Consider the following 20,326-nt stretch of genomic DNA (forward strand, 5'->3'; position numbering starts at 1 on the left):
TCTCATATAAAGAAAATACATACAGTTGCCTTTTCTTTATTGGCAAATAAGGGGGAGAACACGATGAATGTATATCGTGGAGTTCATGAGTTGATTGGTCATACACCAATTGTAGAAATTACTCGTTTTTCACTTCCAGAAGGGGTCCGTTTATTTGCAAAGCTTGAATTTTATAACCCAGGTGGAAGCATTAAGGACCGTTTAGGAAGAGAATTAGTCGAAGATGCGCTAGAAAAAGGGCTTGTTACCCAGGGTGGAACAATTATTGAACCAACTGCTGGAAATACTGGTATTGGACTGGCACTTGCGGCGTTACAACATGATTTACGCGTTATTGTTTGTGTACCAGAGAAATTTAGTATTGAAAAACAAGAATTAATGAAAGCACTAGGCGCAACGGTCGTGCATACACCGACTGAGCAAGGAATGACCGGTGCAATTGCAAAAGCGAAAGAGTTAGTAAATGAAATACCGAATTCATACTCTCCAAGTCAGTTTGCAAATGAAGCAAACCCTCGTGCTTATTTCAAAACATTAGGTCCTGAACTTTGGGATGCATTGAACGGAGAGATTAACATATTTGTTGCAGGAGCAGGAACTGGTGGTACATTCATGGGGACTGCATCTTATTTGAAAGAAAAAAATGTAGATATAAAAACGGTTATTGTGGAACCAGAAGGATCTATTTTAAATGGTGGTAAAGCTGGTTCACATGAAACGGAAGGGATTGGCCTTGAATTCATCCCGCCATTTTTGAAAACATCGTATTTTGATGAAATTCATACAATTTCTGATCGAAATGCATTTTTACGAGTAAAGGAATTAGCGCAAAAAGAAGGACTGCTCGTTGGGAGCTCTTCAGGAGCAGCGTTTCATGCAAGTTTACTTGAAGCAGAGCAAGCGGCACCAGGTACAAATATTGTAACGATTTTTCCTGATAGTAGTGAGCGTTATTTAAGTAAAGACATATACAAAGGATGGGAATAAAAAATGAGAGCAAAGACAAAGTTAATTCATGGTATTCGCATAGGAGAACCTTCAACTGGATCTGTAAACGTACCGATCTATCAAACAAGTACGTACAAACAAGAAGCAGTTGGTAAACATCAAGGATATGAATATTCACGTACAGGTAACCCAACACGTGCAGCTTTAGAAGAAATGATTGCTGTATTAGAAAACGGCCATGCGGGATTTGCATTTGGCTCAGGAATGGCTGCTATTACAGCGACAATTATGTTGTTCTCAAAAGGTGACCACGTTATTTTAACAGATGATGTGTATGGTGGAACGTACCGCGTTATCACGAAAGTATTAAATCGCTTCGGTATTGAGCATACATTTGTAGATACAACCAACTTAGAGGAAGTTGTAGAAGCAATTCGTCCGAATACGAAAGCGATTTATGTGGAAACACCAACGAACCCATTACTGAAAATTACTGATATTAAGAAAATATCTACTCTTGCTAAAGAGAAAGATTTATTAACAATTATCGATAACACATTCATGACGCCATATTGGCAGTCGCCGATTACTTTAGGAGCAGACATTGTACTTCATAGTGCAACGAAATATTTAGGAGGTCATAGTGACGTAGTTGCAGGCCTAGTAGTTGTAAATAGCCCGCAATTAGCAGAAGACCTTCACTTTGTACAAAACTCAACAGGAGGCATTCTTGGCCCACAAGATAGCTTCTTACTACTTCGTGGTTTAAAAACATTAGGAATTCGAATGGAAGAGCATGAAACGAATTCACGCGCAATTGCCGAGTTTTTAAATAACCATCCAAAAGTAAATAAAGTATATTACCCAGGTCTTGAGTCACATCAAAACCATGAACTTGCAACAGAACAAGCAAATGGATTTGGTGCTATTATCTCATTTGATGTAGATAGCGAAGAAACATTAAATAAAGTACTTGAGAAATTACAATACTTTACACTTGCTGAAAGTTTAGGAGCAGTAGAAAGTTTAATTTCTATTCCATCTCAAATGACACATGCATCAATCCCAGCAGATCGCCGCAAGGAATTAGGAATTACAGATACATTAATTCGTATTTCTGTCGGTATTGAAGACGGCGAAGATTTAATTGAAGATCTAGCACAAGCGCTAGCATAATAAAAATGCACTGCTAATACAGGCAGTGCATTTTTATTACGTTATTTTGTGAAACATTTCACAAAATAGACATACACAAATGAAATAATTTCATGTATATTAAGTTCATGAAGTGTTACTCACGAACAAACTTGTGAAATATTTCACAAACAATGAGGTTCATGTAGGAAAGCAACTCTATTTTTTTTGCGCTAATCGGGACTGATTACGACCTATAGGGTCTTATTTAGTCCAAGATAGCAGAATAGGAGGAATTTACATGGTAGTCAAAGAGAAAGTTGTAAATGAAATGCAGGAAGTAAAAGAGATGATTGATACGTTAGTGAATAACGGTCGGAAGGCTTTACAAGCATTAGAAAGCTTTACACAAGAGCAAATTGACAACATTGTTCATGAAATGGCATTAGCAGGTGTTGATCAACATATGCCACTTGCAAAGTTGGCTGTTGAAGAAACAGGGCGTGGTGTATACGAAGATAAATGCATTAAAAATATTTTTGCTACTGAATATATTTGGCATAGCATAAAGAAAGATAAAACAGTGGGGATTATTCACGAAGATCCTCATGAAGAAATAATAGAAATTGCGGAACCTGTCGGTGTAGTAGCTGGGGTAACGCCAGTAACGAACCCAACGTCGACAACAATGTTTAAAGCATTGATTGCGATAAAAACGAGAAATCCAATTATTTTCGCATTTCATCCTTCAGCACAAAACTGTTCCATTGCAGCGGCGAAAACAGTATATGATGCAGCGGTGAAGGCAGGGGCACCAAAACATTGTATTCAGTGGATTGAAAGACCTTCTGTCGAAGCAACGAAACAATTAATGAACCATGAAGGTGTTGCACTTGTTTTGGCAACTGGAGGAGCAGGTATGGTGAAATCAGCTTATTCTACTGGAAAACCAGCGCTAGGTGTAGGTCCTGGTAATGTACCATGTTATATAGAGAAATCAGCGCATATAAAACGAGCCGTTAATGATTTAATTTTATCAAAAACATTTGATAACGGTATGATTTGTGCATCAGAACAAGCAATCATTGTAGATAAGGAAATTTATGATGATGTGAAAACAGAAATGATTGCAAACAATTGTTACTTTGTAACAGAGGAAGAGAGAAGAAAATTAGAAAAACTTGTTATTAATGAAAATACATGTGCAGTAAATAGTGATATTGTAGGGAAATCCGCACAGTATATTGCCGAATTAGTTGGAATTACTGTGCCTAAAAATACAAAAATGCTTGTAGCTGAAATTCAAGGTATCGGAGCAGCCTATCCACTATCTCGTGAGAAACTGAGTCCAGTATTAGCCTGTGTAAAAGCAAATTCATTAGAAGAAGGATTTACATATTGCGAAGAAATGTTAAACCTCGGTGGTTTAGGACATTCAGCAGTCATCCATTCTGTAAATAAAGAAGTGCAAAAGCAATTTGGATTACGAATGAAAGCTTGCCGCCTTATTGTAAATGCCCCTTCCTCACAAGGTGGAATCGGCGACATATATAATGGATTTATTCCATCACTTACGCTTGGTTGCGGTTCCTACGGGAAAAACTCAGTTTCTCAAAACGTAACAGCGACGCATTTATTAAATATAAAAAGGTTGGCAAATAGAAAAAAGAATATGCAGTGGTTTAAATTACCACCCAAAATTTATTTTGAAAAACATGCGACAGCATATTTAGCGAATATGCCTAACATTTCACGCGCATTTATTGTAACGGATCCAGGAATGGTTGAGCACGGATATGTAGATACGGTTACACATTATTTACGTAAACATGCAAATGATGTAAAAGTTGAAGTTTTCTTTGAGGTTGAGCCAGATCCATCAGATGAAACAGTGTTTAAAGGTGCGGAAATGATGGGAAGTTTTAAGCCAGATGTAATTATCGCACTTGGTGGTGGTTCAGCTATGGATGCAGCGAAAGGGATGTGGCTTTTCTATGAGCACCCAGAAACAACATTCTATGGAATTAAACAGAAGTTTTTAGATATAAGAAAACGTACATGTAAATATCCGGAATTAGGAAGTAAGGCGCAGTTTGTTGCCATTCCAACAACATCAGGAACAGGATCAGAAGTGACACCATTCGCGGTTATTACAGATAAGAAAAATAATATAAAGTATCCGCTCGCGGATTATGAATTAACACCAGATGTAGCAATTGTTGATCCACAGTTTGTAATGACAGTACCACCACATGTAACAGCAGACACTGGTATGGACGTATTAACGCATGCAATCGAGGCGTATGTGTCTGTTCTAGCAAATGACTATACAGATGGATTAGCATTAAAGGCCATTGATCTCGTATTTAAATATTTACCAAGAGCATTTAAAGATGGAAATGACGAAGAAGCACGAGAAAAAATGCATAATGCTTCTGCAATCGCAGGGATGGCATTTGCAAATGCTTTCCTAGGCATTAATCACAGCTTAGCACATAAAATTGGACCGGAATTTCACATTCCGCATGGGCGTGCGAATGCAATTCTTATGCCGCACGTAGTTCGCTATAATGCTATTAAGCCAAGAAAACACGCATTGTTCCCAAAATATGAGCACTTTGTAGCTGATGAACGCTATGCACATATTGCGAGAACACTCGGGCTTCCAGCAAGTTCAACAACAGAAGGTGTGGAATCACTCGTCCAGGCAATTATTGATCTTGGAAAAAGCTTAAATATAAATATGAGTATTGCAGGACAAGGAGTTGCTAAAGATGAATTTGAAGAGGTTGTTGGATTATTAGCAGAAAGAGCTTTTGAAGATCAATGTACAACAGCTAATCCAAAATTACCTCTCATTTCAGAGCTGAAAGAAATTTATATGGAAGCATATAAAGGAGAGTAATGGTTATGAAAGAGTCGCAATAAAGCGGCTCTTTTTCTTTTGGAAAACATCTCCCAGAATGGCTGTATTTACTTGTCTTTAAGTTTAAGAGAATATGATACAGTGAAATGGAGGAGTGAGAATATAATGAAAGAATTACAAGAAAAAATAGAAGATTATACTCGGTTCGGACAAATTCTTCTCGCGGTAAGTACATTGTTAATGGTTGGTTTATTGATTCCGAATGGAGCAAAAGAAACAATACAATTTTTTGTTATGATGGGAAGTATCGTTATATTTTTAAGTTTATCATTCTTTTTCTTTCAGCGTGTGAAAGTGATACGAGATCAGTTAGAGGGAAATGAATGTGAGTAATATTATGAAATAGAGCACTACGAAAAGGACGAATCTTTTTGTAGTGCTCTTTGTTTTTTGTAAAAAATGTATGCGGTTTATATTGACAATGATAATCCTTATCAATTAAAGTAGAATAGTAGTTAATGATTATCATTATCAGTTAGAGGTGGAAGAATGAAAAAATCTATTGCGCTATTCACAGCGATTTTATCTATTTTTTTCTTATTAATCGGTTGCAGTGCAAAAGGAAACGAAAAAGCATCTGCAACAAAAACAGAAAAAGGAAAAGAGAAAATCGAAGTTACCGACCTGTCAGGAAGAAAGGTAACATTTGATAAAGTGCCAGAGAGTTTTGCAACATTAAGTATGGGGGACATGAATATTATTCATGCTTTAGGTGGAAAAATAGTAGGTCGTCCAGATACAAAAATAACTCTTCCAGAGGAGTTAAAGAAAGTACAAGTAATCGGGAATGCACATCAGCCGAATTTTGAGCAAATTGCTAGTTTGAAACCGGATGTACTTATTGCTAACAATGGATTCCAAAAGAATGTTCCAACGGTTGAAGGACAAGGAACGAAAGTAATGATTTCTTCTGCGAACTCTGTACAAGATATTCAAAAGAATATTGAAATATATGGAACGGTAATGAAGAAAGAAGATAAAGCAAAAGAACTTAACCAAAAAATTAATGATCAAATAAAGAAATATGAGAAAAAGAGCGATGTGAAAGCATTGCTAGTGTATGGAGCACCAGGCACTTATTTAGCAGCATTACCAACATCTTTATCAGGTGATATTTTAGAAAAAACAGGTGGAAAAAATATTGCAGCCGATTTTCCAGAAATGAAGGAATATCCGCAATATGCGCAACTAAGCGTAGAACGCATTATTGAGGCAAATCCAGATGTGATTTATTTAATTACACATGGAGATCCAAATAGCGTTAAAAAAGCATTTGAAGGCGAAATGATGAAAAATGAAGCGTGGAAAAATTTAGATGCAGTAAAACAAAATCGTGTAGTTATTTTGCCACCTGACTTATTTGGATCAAATCCTGGAACAAAAGTTACAGAAGCGATGGACTTTATGTATAAAAGTATACAAGATGTAAGGAAATGATAAGTATGGAAAGTAGTGGAGTAGTAAGGGAAAAGGAACATCCTTTTGCGAAAAAAAGATGGATAATAGCAGTTACTTTAGTTGTATTAACGATTCTAGGTCTTTTTTACGGTCTTTTTGCAGGAAGTTTGTCCTTTTCTTTACGAGAAATTCTAGCTGGCATACAAGATGAGGGTTCGACAGTTCATCGAATTGTATGGGATCTTCGTATACCGAGAGTGCTCATTGGATTTATAGTGGGAACGTGTTTAGCAGCATCTGGTGCACTGCTACAAGGGGTTATGAGAAATCCTCTTGCAGATCCTGGTATTATCGGGGTTTCATCTGGAGCAGGCCTTGTAGCAATTGTAATTATGATTTTATTCCCTCAGCATATGGCTTTTTTACCGCTCGGTGCGTTTTTAGGAGCTTTCATAACGGCGATGGTCATTTATGCTTTATCATGGCAAAAAGGGGCACCTCCTTCAAGAATTGTCTTAGTAGGGGTGTCAATTAATGCATTAATTGGTGCAGCGACGTCAGCGTTAATGTTATTACATAGTGACAAAGTACAATCCGTGTTACCGTGGTTAGCAGGCGGCATTGGTGGTGTAAGTTGGGTACATTTAAACATGATTATTTATTATGCAATATTCGCTATTATACTAGCCTTCTTTGGTATTAAGCATATTCGAGTATTAATGCTTGGAGATGAAATGGCGAAATTATTAGGTTATAACGTGGAGAGAAGCCGGTTTTTTTTAATAGTAGTAAGCACATTATTAGCTGGAATTGCGGTTAGTGTTTCTGGTCTTATTGGATTTGTCGGTCTTGTCGTACCACATATGTTACGCTTATTAGTTGGAAATGACTATAAATATTTACTGCCATTGTCATGCCTTGGCGGAGGGATATTACTTGTTTTCGCGGATGCGATAGCTCGAAGTTGGTTCGATCCAATTGAATTGCCTGTAGGTATTTTATTATCCTTCTTAGGTGGTCCGTTCTTCTTATATTTAATTCATAGAGGAGGAAAGCAACGTGATTTCCGTTAACACAGTGTTTTACGCACATTCTGAAAGATTTCAAATGCAAAATATGAATGTACATATTAAAGCTGGAGAGATCGTTAGTTTAATTGGACCGAATGGGTCGGGGAAATCTACTTTGCTTCGTTTAATGGCAAGATTACTTAAACAAAGCGAAGGGGATATCATTTTAGATGGAAAAAGTATTCATACGATGAAAAGTGCCGATGTGGCGAAGCAATTAGCGATGTTACCACAAATGCATGATCATCAATTAGATTTAACAGTGAAAGAATTAATCGAATTCGGAAGAGGCCCTCATAAATCATGGAGCAGTCGCTTAAATAAAGAAGATGAAGAAATTGTTGATTGGGCATTGTCTGTTACAAATCTTAAAGGGTATGAATATCGTCTTTTGCAATCTTTATCAGGAGGAGAAAGACAACGTGCCTGGATTGCAATGACGCTAGCACAACGTACAAATGTTTTATTATTAGATGAACCAACAACTTTTTTGGATATCGTTCATCAATTGGAAGTAATGGAACTTGTGAAACGATTAAACGAGGAGTTTGGTATGACAATTGTAATGGTTTTACATGATATTAACCAAGCGGCTCAATATAGTGATCGTTTACTCGTATTAAAGCGAGGGAAGCTTCAGTATGACGGTATACCAGAAGAAGTGTTATGTCATGAAATGTTTCAACGTGTATTCGGCATAGATGTAGATATTTTTCAAGGTAGCGACAAGCCATTTTTCACACCAAAACGAATTTCTAAAAAAGGAGGAGCAAGATGCGAACAGAAGAATGTATTACCACTGAGTTAGTAAGAGAATTTGTTATGGCAGCTCACGGAGATTTAGAGAAAGTACAAGAACTGTTGGCTGAATCCCCAAGCTTACTTCATGCCTCTTACAATTGGGGCGGATCAGATTGGGAAAGTGCGTTAGGGGCAGCGGCACATGTAGGTCGTAAAGATATTGCTCTCTATTTACTAGAAAAGGGTGCTCGAATGGATATTTTCGCGGCCGCTATGCTTGGAGAATTAGAAGTTGTACAAGCTATTTTAGTAGCACAACCAGAAGCATTACGTGCATCTGGTCCACATGGTATTTCCCTTCTTCAACATGCACGAATGGGCGGGGAAAAAGCACAGCGTGTATTTGAGTACTTAACGGTGCTCTCTTAATGACCGCAAAGGTTCTTATGTGCGGTAAACTTTTCACTTTCATATAATTGAAAAGTTTACCGCCCGTTAGAACGGGATAAGTATCTAGTATATTTGAAAATCCTACACCCCCCTCAATTGTAGTTTTCGTTATGCTAGTTATGATATGGATGCAGTAGACAATATTTGTCTACTGCCTTTTTTAGATTCTTTCAGGATTGAATATTCTGTATTTTTCCCTTGGTTCATTTATAATAGATAGTAACATTTAGTATATATACAAAACATGATCGTGTAGTTAAGTACAAATTCGTGGGAAGGAGTGCAGATATGTTTCATACAGATCGTTTACAAATTCGCAAATATACAATGGATGATTTACAGTTCTACGCTTCACTATGGGGAAATGAGAAGGTAATGCGCTATATTGGAAATGGGACGTTAAAAACATATATGCAATGTAAAAAAAGTTTGGAGGAGTGGGTGATTCCTAGCTATAAAAACGGTCTCGGTTTATTTGTATTGATTGAAAAGGAAACGGGAATACGAATTGGTCATGCAGGGTTAGTAAAGCAGCAGATAGATGGAAAAGAAGAAATTGAAATTGGTTATTGGTTATTACCTCAGTATTGGGGAAAAGGGTATGCGAAAGAAGCAGCGGCGGCATTTCGAGACTATGGTTTCCAAGCGTTACGAATGAATAAATTAATTTCTATTATTAATCCGGATCATCCCGCTTCAATCTTTGTTGCTAGAAAAACAGGGCTTAGTTATGAGAAAACAACTTCATTTCATGGGATGGACGTTCTTGTTTATTCCATTAAACGCGTTGGATGAAAAAAGGTAAATTGCATCTTTTGAAGAATGGTATATAAAAATAAAGGGGGGATTACATGTATATTTATCATAATGGCCTTATTATTCGTGAGGGAACGAATGGTGTGCCAGCATATGCAATTAAAACTTTATTCGAAGATGCTGGTTGGAGTAATGATAATATCCCTTCTTGGCAAATTGAAAAATTCACGATAGCATTTGAAAATTCAACATGGGCATTCACAATTTGGGATGAAGAAGAGATGATTGCGATGGTTAGAGTCATTTCTGATGGAATCATGATCGCGAACATAGTAAATTTAGTTGTGAAATGTGAATATAGAGGGAAGGGGTTAGGTAAGAAACTTGTCGCTCTTTGTTTGCAAAAGTTGCCACATGGAGACTGGTTTGCACATACATCTGCGAGTAATTTTGATTTTTATAGAAGTTGTGGTTTTGAGGTGAGAGAGTTATCGAGAAATGGAACATGTGCGTACTACGGGTATCAAGTAGCAAAAAAAGATGGGCACCGATAAAAGTAAGATAGTGTAGAAAAAGGATCGCTATTTTAATAATATAAACTGAACTGAGACTCATTTTATGATAAAATAAAAGAAAATTCTGTTTATTAAACGGGGGATAAAAATGAATGTAAAAGTTGGGGATGTATTTAAATACGAAAGAAGATTTACTGAGGAAGAGGTTTTTGAATTTGCAAATATTACAGGAGATAAAGGTAGACATCATATGGAATATGATGAAAATGGACGTTTAATGGTTCATGGTTTATTAACTGCTAGTATTGGAACGAAAGTAGGAGAAGAATTACATTACATAGCAAGAGAATTAGTAAGTGAGTTTATTAGACCGGTTTTTACAGGAGATACGATCACTTGTGAATTAACTTTAACAAATATTGAACAGATGGAAGGATATAAAAAGGTTTCAATCGAGTCAGTTTATCGCAATCAACATGAAAAGACTGTACTAGTTGGGACAAGTTATGGAGTTATAAGGGGATAAAAAAGAAGCCTGATTTACAGGCTTCTTTTTTTATTTAATAAACACGTTTTCGATTTTCTGCATGACTAGAGATGAGTAATAATGCAGTTTCTTCTCCTATATTACGAACAATATGAGGAACACATGCATTCCAAGAGAAAGAATCACCTTCTTCTACAATTGCAATATCTTCTCCATGTTGAACTTCTAGTTTTCCGCGTAATACAAGGTGACATTCTTCCCCTTCATGGGCATTTGGTATATTTTCTTTCGGAAACCCAGCAGGAATTTCCACAAGATTTAGGCGAAGGCCACCTTGTTCTGCAACATGTTCAATTCTTTGTTCATCTTTTCCGTATACACTGTATTTACGCTCTACCTTTTTGACAACTTTCAGCCGATCTTTTTGTTCTAATAATAAATAGGGAAGGGGAACGTTTAAAAAATTGGAGATTGTTTCTAAAGTTGAGATAGATGGTGATGTTTTATTATTTTCAACCTGACTCATAAATCCTTTAGAAAGACCTGTTCCCTCACAAATTTGTGCAATTGTTATGCCTCTACGTTGACGAATTTCACGTATTGCAGAACCAATATTCATAAAATCAAGCTCCTTTTTGTAAACAACTATTTGTATCATAGCAAAAAAAATATATTTTTTCCCAGTGAAAATGAATTGACGAATAAAAAAAATTAGTGTATGTTTTGTATTGTAAATAAAAGTTTTGTATAAGGAAACTATAAAGGAGAGAATGAAATGAATCAACATATCGGTAACTTAATTATTCGTATCGTGTTAGGGGTAACATTCTTTATGCACGGTTTAACAAAATTCCAATCGGGGATTGACAATATTGCAGGGTGGTTTACAAGCATTGGTTTACCAGGAGGTCTTGCATACGGTGTAGCAACAGCGGAAGTAGTTGGTGGTATATTGTTAATTCTAGGTTTAGGTGTAAGATATATTGGATTATTATTTGCACTTGTAATGGTTGGAGCAATTGTAAAAGTAAAATGGTCAGCTGGTTTATTAGGAGATGGAAAAAATCCTGGCTTCGAATTAGAACTTGCATTGTTAGCAATGGGTGCGTACTTATTTGTTGCGAAAGCAGACGGTTTTGTAGATAATTTCTTAAAAGAGAGAATGTTAAAGAAGAACTAAATTAAATGGGGGGCTAACAAGATGAGTTTTCAACTTCATCCCGACACAACACTTGATGTTGTTCATTTATATGTATCAAATATAAAGAAATCACTAGAGTTTTATACAGAAGTACTAAGTATGAAAGTACTAAAAGAAGATGAAATGGTTGTTACATTTGGGAATGAAAATAACGAACCACTCCTTATCATTGAAGAAAAGAAAGAAGCTCTACCAAAGCAAAGAGGGAGAACGGGGTTATATCATTACGCAATCTTATTACCAAGCAGACAGGATTTAGCGAATATTCTTCGTCATCTTGTAGAAATGGTATATCCACTGCACGGCGGAGCCGACCATTACTTTAGTGAGGCCCTTTATTTAGCTGATCCAGATGGAAACGGGATTGAAATTTATCATGATCGCCAAAAAGAAGTTTGGCGTGATGAGAATGGAGAACTACCATTTGTTAGTAACCCGTTAGCTGGTGAAGAACTATTACAGCAAGGAAGTACATGGAATGGATTTCCGGCGGGTACTGTGATGGGACATATTCATCTCCATGTAGCTGATTTGGAAGAAGCGAAACGTTTCTATGTGGATGGTCTTGGTTTTGAAGTAACAATCCCAGCTCGTAATGGAGCGTTGTTCGTATCGGCAGGTGGCTATCATCACCATATCGGTTTAAATACGTGGCAAGGTGAAGAAATACCGCCGCAAATGCCAAATTCCGTCGGCTTGAAATATTTCACAATTGTACTAGCGGATGAAAAACAAAAAGAGCAAGTATGTGAAAGCTTAAAAAATATTGGCAAAGTCGCTACGTACAAAGATGGAATATTACAAGCCCAGGACCCATTTGGACATTGTATTCATTTCAAAATAAAAGGAGAAGCCTAAAAAAGGCTTCTCTTTTTTTACTTTCTTATAATTGCTTTTTCGTTTTGTAAAAATAGTTCATCAAACTGCTTTGCAAGCTCAAAATCTAGTTTCGTTAAACCTTTTGCATTCCAAGATGACAAAGTAATAATGACTGCTTTATACTGGATAAGGATAAATGGATGGTGATTACGTTCTTCTGATAGTTTGGCGGCTTCAGAGACAAATTCGACTCCTTTTAAGTAGTCGGAAAACATATATTTTCGTTCAATCCATTTTTCATCTTTTACTATCCATTTATCCACCTTGAATAATTCCCCTTGAACTTCTTCTTCAGTTAATCGCAGCATCATTTTTCACATCCTTTACATGCAGTAGTGCAAGACCATTGTTAATAAGGCGTGTTACAGCTTCGTCAGTTGTGAAAGTAGAAAGTTGTTGTAATAATGCTGCTGATGTTTCGTGCCCTTTGTTATGTTCTAGAAGTAATTCTAATATTTCAAGGCGAAGTAGCCATTCTTTCGGATACAATTTATTTAATACCTCTTGAATCGCTACTAATTGTTCGACATGCGCGTCGTGTAAAATACCTTTATTTCGAATGTCACGAACTGTTTGATACATACGATCTAGCTCAGTTAATGTGAGAGGTGCTGGAGTTTCTTCTATTTCTTCATCAACTGGGAAAAACGATGCTGCATCTGCTGCTCCTGGGAATACAGAAGTGATCTCTGAACCAACAGCCATATCAAATGCGCCCCATGAAGCATCAAATAATACGCGGGCGTTATAAGTAACTGTGCAATCGATAAAGGAAATAAGAGCAATTTTCTTATCATTTTTTATAATATCTGTTACTGTTCCTTTTACATGAATACCACTTGCAAAAGTAAACTCAGCAATATTTCCAATCGTAATTCCTAATGATTGTAATTCTTCATCTGTACAATTTTCTAATGCAACATTTTCAGTGAGTAATCCAATTGGTGTTCCAAAGCCGTCACTGTGTACAGCAGTAGAATGATTCGCTAGTTGTTTATTGTGAATTGCTAATGCTGTTGGCGAACTTGTTCGCATGTAAATCAATTCACCTGCATCGTTTTCAATTGTCTCGGTGAATGTACCTGTAATTTGTAATCCACTATTTAGCTCAGCAGTTGCATGATTTTCAGAGCGAATTGCTTTTTCTAAGCCTTCTTTACCACCTGTTTTAAAGGCCATCGTTTCAGCGAATTTCTCAAGTGCTTCTGTTAATTCTTCAAATGATTCACAAACAAATAGTTGTGGTTGCATTTTTGTTACGTCATAAGTTGTTCTTGTACAAGCTTCAATGGAAAAAGGAACTTTTTCTACAGCGTCTGTTAAGCAATGTTTACTTTCACCAACAGAAGAAAGGAGCCCAGCACCGTAGATTTTTGGATCGTCTATATTTCCAATTAAGCCGTATTCTACTGTCCACCAGAAAAGACGTGAAATTTGTTCAGCTTCTGATAAACCAGAAACTAAGTTTTGTTTTTCAATTACATTATTTTCAGCAGCGGCAACTTCGTCAGGAGTAGAAGTAGGGCTTTCTTTTACGATTGTTAATGTACGAACAGCTTCAAAAGCATCATGTTCTTCTTTTGTAGAGAAAGCTTTCGCACCAATTTGTCCAAAGCGTTTCACATAATTCGCATATGTAGGATCCAGTAAAATAGGTGCGTGTCCTGCTGCTTCGTGTACGATATCTGGAGCTGGTGTGTACTCGATATTTTCTACTTTGCGAATATCTGTTGCGATTGGTAGTAAGCCGTGTCCTTGGAAATCAAAGAATGCTACGCCGGGAATAAGTCCATCAATTGTTACAGCTCCCCATCCGCTTGGTGCTAAACAGTCATTCATTTCTTCTACCTTTGGAATTGCATCTATATTTATACCAGATGATTGTAGTCCGTTCACATAGGCTGGATGAGCAACGTCTTTTAAGAAACTATGATTTTGTCTCATAATGTAACGCCAAACAGCGTGATTCACCGGTGTATATTGATCATAATGCTGCGTGGATACGAATGGTTTTAAATGCGATGGAATTTCTGTTTTCTTTGTCATTTAGACATCCTCCTTGTTTTCTATAAAATTGAATATTGGTTGGGTATAGCTGGAACCACCACCTTTCAAAATTGTAAGCGCTTATAAAATTTTATCATAAGATTCGGAATTATTTAACATTTGTTTCTGTGAGAAATAGAAAAAGCCCCTATCGGAAAATCCGATAGGGGCGAAAGAATCGCGGTACCACCCTATTTGTAAGTGAAAACATACTTACATCTCAATTCATGATAACGGAAAAACTCCGTCTTTTCCTTCATGCGTACAAGCACTACGAAAAAGAAGCTCCAGAATTGTAATTCATACTTATATATGTGCTAATTTCCACCGACCATTAGCTCTCTGTAACAGGGATATAAGATATTACTGCGATTCTTTCAACGCGTATATATGAAATTGTGCAAAAGGGAAGGACGCAAAAAAGCCCCTATCGGAAAATCCGATAGGGACGATAAAAATCGCGGTACCACCCTAATTGTAAACAGAAAAATTGTTTACCACTCATTTTAAGATAACGGAAAGATCCGTCTTTCTCTTCATGCATTATGTGCACTACGGGAAAGAAGCTCCAGAATTGTAATTCACGCTTGTATATGTACTGATTCGCACCAACCATCAGTTCTCTGAGACAGGGATATAAGTCGCTACTAGTATTCCTTCAAAGCCGATATATAATTCGTTCAACTAAACTATGTTTTGTATTATAAAACTATTTTTAAAAGGTTGTCAACAATAATTTTATCCCGCTATTTGTGGGCAGTAAAACTCCTACCTCAAAATTTGGCCGGAGCAAAGAAGTTAGATGGAAGCCTTATTGCCCGTAAACGTCCGATTGGTGAGTGCTGATTAAAGTTTCACTTTATTTCACTTCTAAATCAACATTTAAATTAGTCGTATTTCCAGCTGCATCGGTTGCTACAATATGAATAGTATTTTTTCCTTCTTGTAATTGATTACGATCGAAATAAATTTCGTAGTTTTTCTCCCAAGTGTTTAGGAATGCACTCTCCCATACACCATTTCCGTTAATTTCATATTGCATTCTTACTGGAATACCAGGTGCAATCCAACCAGATTCTGTCATCCAATCTAGTAGAATATCATCAACTTTTCCTCTAATTATGAGATTTTCTTGATCAATTTCGTGTGTTAACTTAGGTGCTGTTCGGTCGATAAATACAGCTCCTGTTTGTTTTGTTTCTCCACCAGAGTTAGAAGCAACAGCTTCGATTTGGTATAAGCCATCAGGTAGAGGGGATCCATTAATTCTTGTACCATTCCATTTGAAAGATTTATAACCAGGTGTTTCATTTTTACCTTGATATACCATGCCTTGATATGTCACGCGGTCTTTCGTAATTAAATTAGCATGAAAGGCTATGTCTTCAACTGGTGTAACTAAATAGTAATTGATTAGGTTGTCATCTAGTATTTTGTCATTATTTGGACTGAAAGTAGAATTAACGATTTCAAGGCCATCAATACGTTTGTATTCTTTCGGATCAATGCTAAATGTAAATGGAATACGCATTTCTTCAGTTTTTCCTTGTTCTTTTACATACAGATTTCCTGTATATACGCCTTGCGGTAAGGAGCTATCTACAGTAATAGTAAATGGTTTTTCAATATTACTATTCGGTTTCAAACTAATAGAAGAAGGGAAAGAAGTTTGGATTTTTGTTTTTGTATCTAGTAATTCAATACGAGTTGAAAAGTTTTTCTTTTTGTTAGAAAGATTTTGTAACGTAATATTTTGTGTTAGTTTCACTTTGCCGCTATTCGGTTTAATAAGACCGAAACTTACATTGTTCGGTTTCACTAACGCATCCGTTTGAGCTGCTTTCGGAATGTTAATTAAACCTGATCCTTGTGCCATAACAGGATATGTATTTTCATTGACATCCTTTAATGTTTTTGCAGTGTTGGCAAGAGCAGATTTCAATTGTTCTGTCGTCCAATCAGGATGCATTTGACGTAGTAAGGCAACGGCTCCTGCTACTTGTGGCGCAGCCATACTTGTTCCGTTGTGAGATTCATAGCCACCCCTTGGTACCGTACTAGTAATTTGTACGCCAGGTGCAACAACATCAGGTTTTATGAGCCAACTTCCTTGTGATGGTCCTCTGGAACTAAAGTTACCAATAAGTTCTGTTTTGTTCGGTTGTCCAATTTTTATATTTTTCTTTCTTTTTGTAATTAAATTTTTCAACTCTTCACCATTTTTATTTGATAGTTGCATAACTGGAAGAGCTATCTCTTCACGGCCAAAATATTCAGGCATAATATTAATTTCTTTTTCATTAGAAATTAGTAGCACCCCGATAGCTCCAGCTTGTTTCGCTTGTTCTGCCTTTACTAACGTACTCGAAGTTCCTTGTAAAACAAGGGCGAACTTCCCTTTCACATCTTGTTTAGCGTAATCACTTGAATTACCGTAGCCAACATAGACAAGCTGAGCATCGTTTCCTACTTGGAAATCTGCTTTTGATAACGGTAATCCTTGGTAAGGTTTATTAGAACCAGCTACTTGGAATGTTGGGAATGGAATAGAAACAGTCGATGCGCCAACAGAGATGACACTACTTGCGTTACCAGGAGCATCAACAGACCAAGGTTTTGGTCCATCATTTCCATTTGAAACAACTGCAGTAACACCAAGTTTTGCGGCGCGTTCTAACGTCATTGTTACAGGTTGATCAGGGACATTCAAATCTTGACCGAGAGATAAATTTAAAACGTCAGCACCATCTTGAATAGCGCGCTCAATACCTTGAATAATATCATCGGTCGTACCAGTTCCACCATCGTTCATGACACGGTAAGCGAGTATAGAAGCATTCGGAGCAACGCCTTTAATTTTTCCGTTACCAGCAATAATACCAGCTACATGAGTACCGTGTACGTTACCATCCATCGGATCGTTATCCTCATCGACTGTATCGTATCCACCGATATAGTTTGCTTGTAAGTCGGGGTGTGTATAGTCTACGCCAGAATCAATAATAGCGACTTTCATGCCTTTTCCATCAAGCGGTTTGCCAGATGGATCTTTTAAATTCCATGCTTCAGGTGCACCGATTGTCGGTCCGCCAATATTTGGCGCTTCTGCTTTAGTAGCGCTTTTTGCTGTTTCATGCAATTTATATGTTAAGTTCGGATAAACAGCTTTTACTTCGGGTAAAGAAGCTAAAGCAGCAACTTGATCTCCTGGGATAGAAATAGAGAATCCAGAAAATAACGTGCTATACGTTTCTTTTATCTTTGCTTTTGGTGCTTTTTCTTTAATTTTCTTTGTTGTATCCTCTTGCGCCTTTTTTAGTTGTGCATGGTATGATTGCACATTTCCATTTTTTAAATCTGGAGCATGCTGAATGTTACTTTGTGAAGCGAGCGGAGCATGATGCAATTCTACAATGACTGAAATTTCTTTTGATGTTTTTGTTTCAACATTTTGCGCGATTTTGTTTTCTCCCCATTGCTCAATATTCGCTTTTAACTGTGGACTAAATTGCTTCTCCTTTTGCAGCGATTCAGCATGCGCGCTTAAAGCTCCAAAACTAGAAAAGACAAGCGCCATACTTAATAGTGCAGATGTAGTTTTTTTCATTGAAACTCCCCCTAATAAAAAGTGCTAATATTCCGAAAAAATTTATCTTACATTTTTGTTCTGAAATATAAAATCGAATGTTGGCTAAACTATACTTTCGACATAATTCATACCAATCCTCTTTGAATTAAAAAAATTCGGGAAATTTTTTGGGATTATGTCGAATGGCTCATGCACAGTGGGGGAAGCCCATCCTCCACTGTGCATAAATCCACAACAATTGTGCAGTAACTGCCAATCAATGCGGAGTGAAATTCGCATATAGTAAGTGGAATATGAGGAATGCTATAAGAAAATGGAGGGACGTATGAAAAAAATTATCGTGAGTAGTAGTGTGGTTTTGTTTATTTTTTTATCTTCAATGTTTAGTACTCGTGCGGAACATAATGGGGTGAAGGTTGCTTTTATTCGTCATCATGATCTTTGGGTTAAAATTGATGGAAAAGAAAAACAAATAACTAAAGGCGAGTACATAACAGGGCCGAAATGGTCTCATGATGGAGAATGGATTTCTTATGCTAAAGGAAAGAAGCAAAACACCTTGGAGTTGTACCGACTGGAAGATGGAAAAAAAGTTAGGCCATTGCAATCTGAGGTATCGAATTATCAATGGTCACCGAAAGAGAATATAATTGCATTTGTATTTGCAAATATATTAAATACGTTTGATGTCAAAAATAAGAATACAGATTTTGAAAATGTGTCAGCTGGTGTAGGTGATTATGCATGGTACCCTGATGGAAAGAAGTTTCTTGTATCTTCTGAAGCACACTTACTTCCAACAGGATGGACAGGAGCTCAGCTATATGAAGTGCAAATAGATGCACATATGAATCCTCACAAAATGAAGCATTTGTATGCATTACCAAATGAACATGATGATTTTCTAGCGCTAGTTGCAAGTGGGTTTGAGTGGTCATCGGATCAAAGGTGGATTTCATTTTTAGCGGTACCGACAGCTTCGTGGTCAGCTGATAGTAATACGCTTTGCTTAGTTCGAGCAGATGGCAGTCGCTTTGAAAAGGTAGATCAAATGTTATTAAACACACAATGGTTCAAATGGGCGCCATCCAAGAATATTTTAGCTTATATTGAAGGAAGCGGAAGAGTTGCGTTAGAGAATAAACATTTAAAAGTAAAAGAGCTGCCGGCACTTCAGCAGAACACCTTTACGCCGAAAGGATATGTTGATTGGGATTTTGTATGGAAGAACGATAAAGTAATGATCGTTTCACGAGCAAAAGAGGCAGGGATAGAAACTCCGCCAGAAAAAAGGTCACTGCCATCCTTATATGAGATCGATAGTACAAGCGACGAACAACATCAAATCACAAAGCCACCCCATAAGCAAGGTGACTATCATCCCATCTTTATGAAGAAGAACAATCAATTAATTTGGATACGTTCGGACCGTAAGAAAGCCAATGTATGGCTTTCCAGTAGTGATGGAAAACAGGAAAAGAAGTGGATTGAAAATATAGATGTACCAGAATGGTATTATGAGAAATGGAACTGGGAAAATGTCATCTCGGTAAAAGAAGAATAAAAAACCTGCCTAAAAGATAATTTTAGGCAGGTTTTTTATTGTTATTTATGTGTTTTATTTGGCTTTTTTTTCGCGGGGTTTCCGTTTCCTTGACGCTTTCTATTTTGTTCATCTTTTGCTTGTTTTTCATGTAGTGTATCTAAAAAGTCATTCGAGTTACTCATTTTTATATCGCTCCTTTCATTTCGTCCTAATTACTATAACCATTTAGGAGGATAATCATGAGATAAAAGTTAAGCGCTTAATTTTCTTCGATAGTATACGTAAAATATGCCATACGTAATAAATAGCATAAGTAAAACTTGTAACTCTACATTTTCTTTTAAAATAGTTGCGACAGAAGATGGTAAGTAAGGTGATGTATTACTCGTTCCTAAACCTAACCATTTGTTTAAGAGGTTAATGATACAAAACATGAAAACACCAGACCAGCTTGCAATAATTGCTTTCTGTTTAATTTTTGTTTCACGTTCATCATCTGTAATCCAAGGATTAGCGGTTTTATCACTATTAAAAAATCCATTTATGTATCCCCATATGATCATTCCGATAAAGGCGATAATCCATTTCATATTTGTGATTCCCCTCTCTCTTGTAAAAAGTATTTTACATATTATAATTG

At 36.8% G+C, this 20,326-nt stretch carries 20 protein-coding genes and 2 other annotated features; of the genes, 14 read left to right on the forward strand and 6 right to left on the reverse strand.

Annotation, left to right across the window (positions count from 1 at the left end):
- Positions 1-63: 63 nt before the first annotated feature.
- The 11 genes from QEP67_RS05510 (at position 64) to QEP67_RS05560 (ending at position 10,464) form a co-directional block, all read left to right on the forward strand.
- Entirely contained in the window at positions 64-987 is a 924-nt protein-coding gene (locus QEP67_RS05510; RefSeq protein WP_353706539.1) for an O-acetylserine dependent cystathionine beta-synthase, read from the forward strand.
- Between the two features lie 3 nt (positions 988-990).
- Entirely contained in the window at positions 991-2,124 is a 1,134-nt protein-coding gene (locus tag QEP67_RS05515) for a bifunctional cystathionine gamma-lyase/homocysteine desulfhydrase (RefSeq protein WP_001201925.1), read from the forward strand.
- Positions 2,125-2,383: 259 nt separating this feature from the next.
- The gene (gene adhE, locus QEP67_RS05520; protein ID WP_064470255.1) at positions 2,384-4,987 is read left to right on the forward strand and encodes a bifunctional acetaldehyde-CoA/alcohol dehydrogenase; all 2,604 of its coding nucleotides are present in this window, start codon (positions 2,384-2,386) and stop codon (positions 4,985-4,987) included.
- Positions 4,988-5,113: 126 nt separating this feature from the next.
- Complete coding sequence (locus tag QEP67_RS05525) at positions 5,114-5,341, forward strand: YrhC family protein (RefSeq protein ID WP_016135354.1); 228 nt, start codon at positions 5,114-5,116, stop codon at positions 5,339-5,341.
- A 156-nt stretch (positions 5,342-5,497) separates the two neighbouring features.
- Positions 5,498-6,445 carry an ABC transporter substrate-binding protein gene (locus QEP67_RS05530; protein ID WP_016135353.1) on the forward strand — a complete coding sequence of 316 codons (948 nt, stop codon included), beginning with the start codon at positions 5,498-5,500 and terminating at the stop codon, positions 6,443-6,445.
- Between the two features lie 5 nt (positions 6,446-6,450).
- A complete protein-coding gene (locus tag QEP67_RS05535; protein WP_064472653.1) occupies positions 6,451-7,479 on the forward strand; it encodes an iron ABC transporter permease in 1,029 nt (342 codons plus the stop codon).
- The gene (locus tag QEP67_RS05540) at positions 7,466-8,284 is read left to right on the forward strand and encodes an ABC transporter ATP-binding protein (RefSeq protein ID WP_048565728.1); all 819 of its coding nucleotides are present in this window, start codon (positions 7,466-7,468) and stop codon (positions 8,282-8,284) included. Before QEP67_RS05535 ends, QEP67_RS05540 begins: the two co-directional genes overlap by 14 nt.
- A complete protein-coding gene (locus tag QEP67_RS05545; RefSeq protein WP_001258431.1) occupies positions 8,251-8,646 on the forward strand; it encodes an ankyrin repeat domain-containing protein in 396 nt (131 codons plus the stop codon). The genes QEP67_RS05540 and QEP67_RS05545 overlap by 34 nt, the downstream gene beginning before the upstream one ends.
- A gap of 237 nt (positions 8,647-8,883) precedes the next feature.
- Positions 8,884-9,462, forward strand: a complete 579-nt coding sequence (locus QEP67_RS05550; RefSeq protein ID WP_074651160.1) for a GNAT family N-acetyltransferase — start codon at positions 8,884-8,886, stop codon at positions 9,460-9,462.
- Between the two features lie 56 nt (positions 9,463-9,518).
- Entirely contained in the window at positions 9,519-9,977 is a 459-nt protein-coding gene (locus QEP67_RS05555) for a GNAT family N-acetyltransferase (RefSeq protein ID WP_000276112.1), read from the forward strand.
- 109 nt (positions 9,978-10,086) lie between these two features.
- Positions 10,087-10,464 (forward strand): MaoC/PaaZ C-terminal domain-containing protein, encoded by a 378-nt coding sequence (locus QEP67_RS05560; RefSeq protein ID WP_001101452.1) that lies wholly within the window; start codon positions 10,087-10,089, stop codon positions 10,462-10,464.
- Positions 10,465-10,498: 34 nt separating this feature from the next.
- Here QEP67_RS05560 and QEP67_RS05565 read toward each other — a convergent pair whose 3' ends face one another.
- Positions 10,499-11,044, reverse strand: coding sequence for an XRE family transcriptional regulator (locus QEP67_RS05565; protein ID WP_001020697.1), 546 nt, complete (start codon positions 11,042-11,044; stop codon positions 10,499-10,501).
- Positions 11,045-11,200: 156 nt separating this feature from the next.
- On the opposite strand from QEP67_RS05565, the gene QEP67_RS05570 reads away from it, so the two are divergent.
- Together QEP67_RS05570 and QEP67_RS05575 are read left to right on the forward strand one after the other, a co-directional pair.
- The gene (locus QEP67_RS05570; protein ID WP_001071551.1) at positions 11,201-11,605 is read left to right on the forward strand and encodes a DoxX family protein; all 405 of its coding nucleotides are present in this window, start codon (positions 11,201-11,203) and stop codon (positions 11,603-11,605) included.
- 21 nt (positions 11,606-11,626) lie between these two features.
- Positions 11,627-12,484, forward strand: a complete 858-nt coding sequence (locus tag QEP67_RS05575) for a VOC family protein (protein WP_000009827.1) — start codon at positions 11,627-11,629, stop codon at positions 12,482-12,484.
- A 17-nt stretch (positions 12,485-12,501) separates the two neighbouring features.
- On the opposite strand, the gene QEP67_RS05580 is transcribed toward QEP67_RS05575, so the two are convergent.
- The 3 genes from QEP67_RS05580 to QEP67_RS05590 all read right to left on the reverse strand — a co-directional run bounded on the left by QEP67_RS05580 (position 12,502) and on the right by QEP67_RS05590 (position 18,158).
- Positions 12,502-12,816, reverse strand: coding sequence for a 4a-hydroxytetrahydrobiopterin dehydratase (locus QEP67_RS05580; RefSeq protein WP_000979547.1), 315 nt, complete (start codon positions 12,814-12,816; stop codon positions 12,502-12,504).
- Positions 12,797-14,551, reverse strand: a complete 1,755-nt coding sequence (locus QEP67_RS05585; protein WP_000163176.1) for an aromatic amino acid hydroxylase — start codon at positions 14,549-14,551, stop codon at positions 12,797-12,799. Before QEP67_RS05585 ends, QEP67_RS05580 begins: the two co-directional genes overlap by 20 nt.
- Before the next feature lie 162 nt (positions 14,552-14,713).
- Positions 14,714-14,941: a binding site (T-box leader), on the reverse strand.
- A 51-nt stretch (positions 14,942-14,992) separates the two neighbouring features.
- Positions 14,993-15,222: a binding site (T-box leader), on the reverse strand.
- Positions 15,223-15,410: 188 nt separating this feature from the next.
- Positions 15,411-18,158 (reverse strand): S8 family serine peptidase, encoded by a 2,748-nt coding sequence (locus QEP67_RS05590; protein WP_353706540.1) that lies wholly within the window; start codon positions 18,156-18,158, stop codon positions 15,411-15,413.
- Positions 18,159-18,465: 307 nt separating this feature from the next.
- Between QEP67_RS05590 and QEP67_RS05595 the strand changes: the two genes are divergently transcribed.
- Positions 18,466-19,704 carry a PD40 domain-containing protein gene (locus tag QEP67_RS05595; protein ID WP_000721092.1) on the forward strand — a complete coding sequence of 413 codons (1,239 nt, stop codon included), beginning with the start codon at positions 18,466-18,468 and terminating at the stop codon, positions 19,702-19,704.
- A 41-nt stretch (positions 19,705-19,745) separates the two neighbouring features.
- On the opposite strand, the gene QEP67_RS05600 is transcribed toward QEP67_RS05595, so the two are convergent.
- Positions 19,746-19,868, reverse strand: coding sequence for a DUF4023 domain-containing protein (locus QEP67_RS05600; RefSeq protein WP_000071861.1), 123 nt, complete (start codon positions 19,866-19,868; stop codon positions 19,746-19,748).
- 69 nt (positions 19,869-19,937) lie between these two features.
- Entirely contained in the window at positions 19,938-20,276 is a 339-nt protein-coding gene (locus QEP67_RS05605) for a hypothetical protein (RefSeq protein WP_000871130.1), read from the reverse strand.
- Positions 20,277-20,326: the final 50 nt, after the last annotated feature.

The organism is Bacillus cereus group sp. MS39 (genome assembly GCF_040448665.1).
GTDB lineage: Bacteria > Bacillota > Bacilli > Bacillales > Bacillaceae_G > Bacillus_A > Bacillus_A wiedmannii.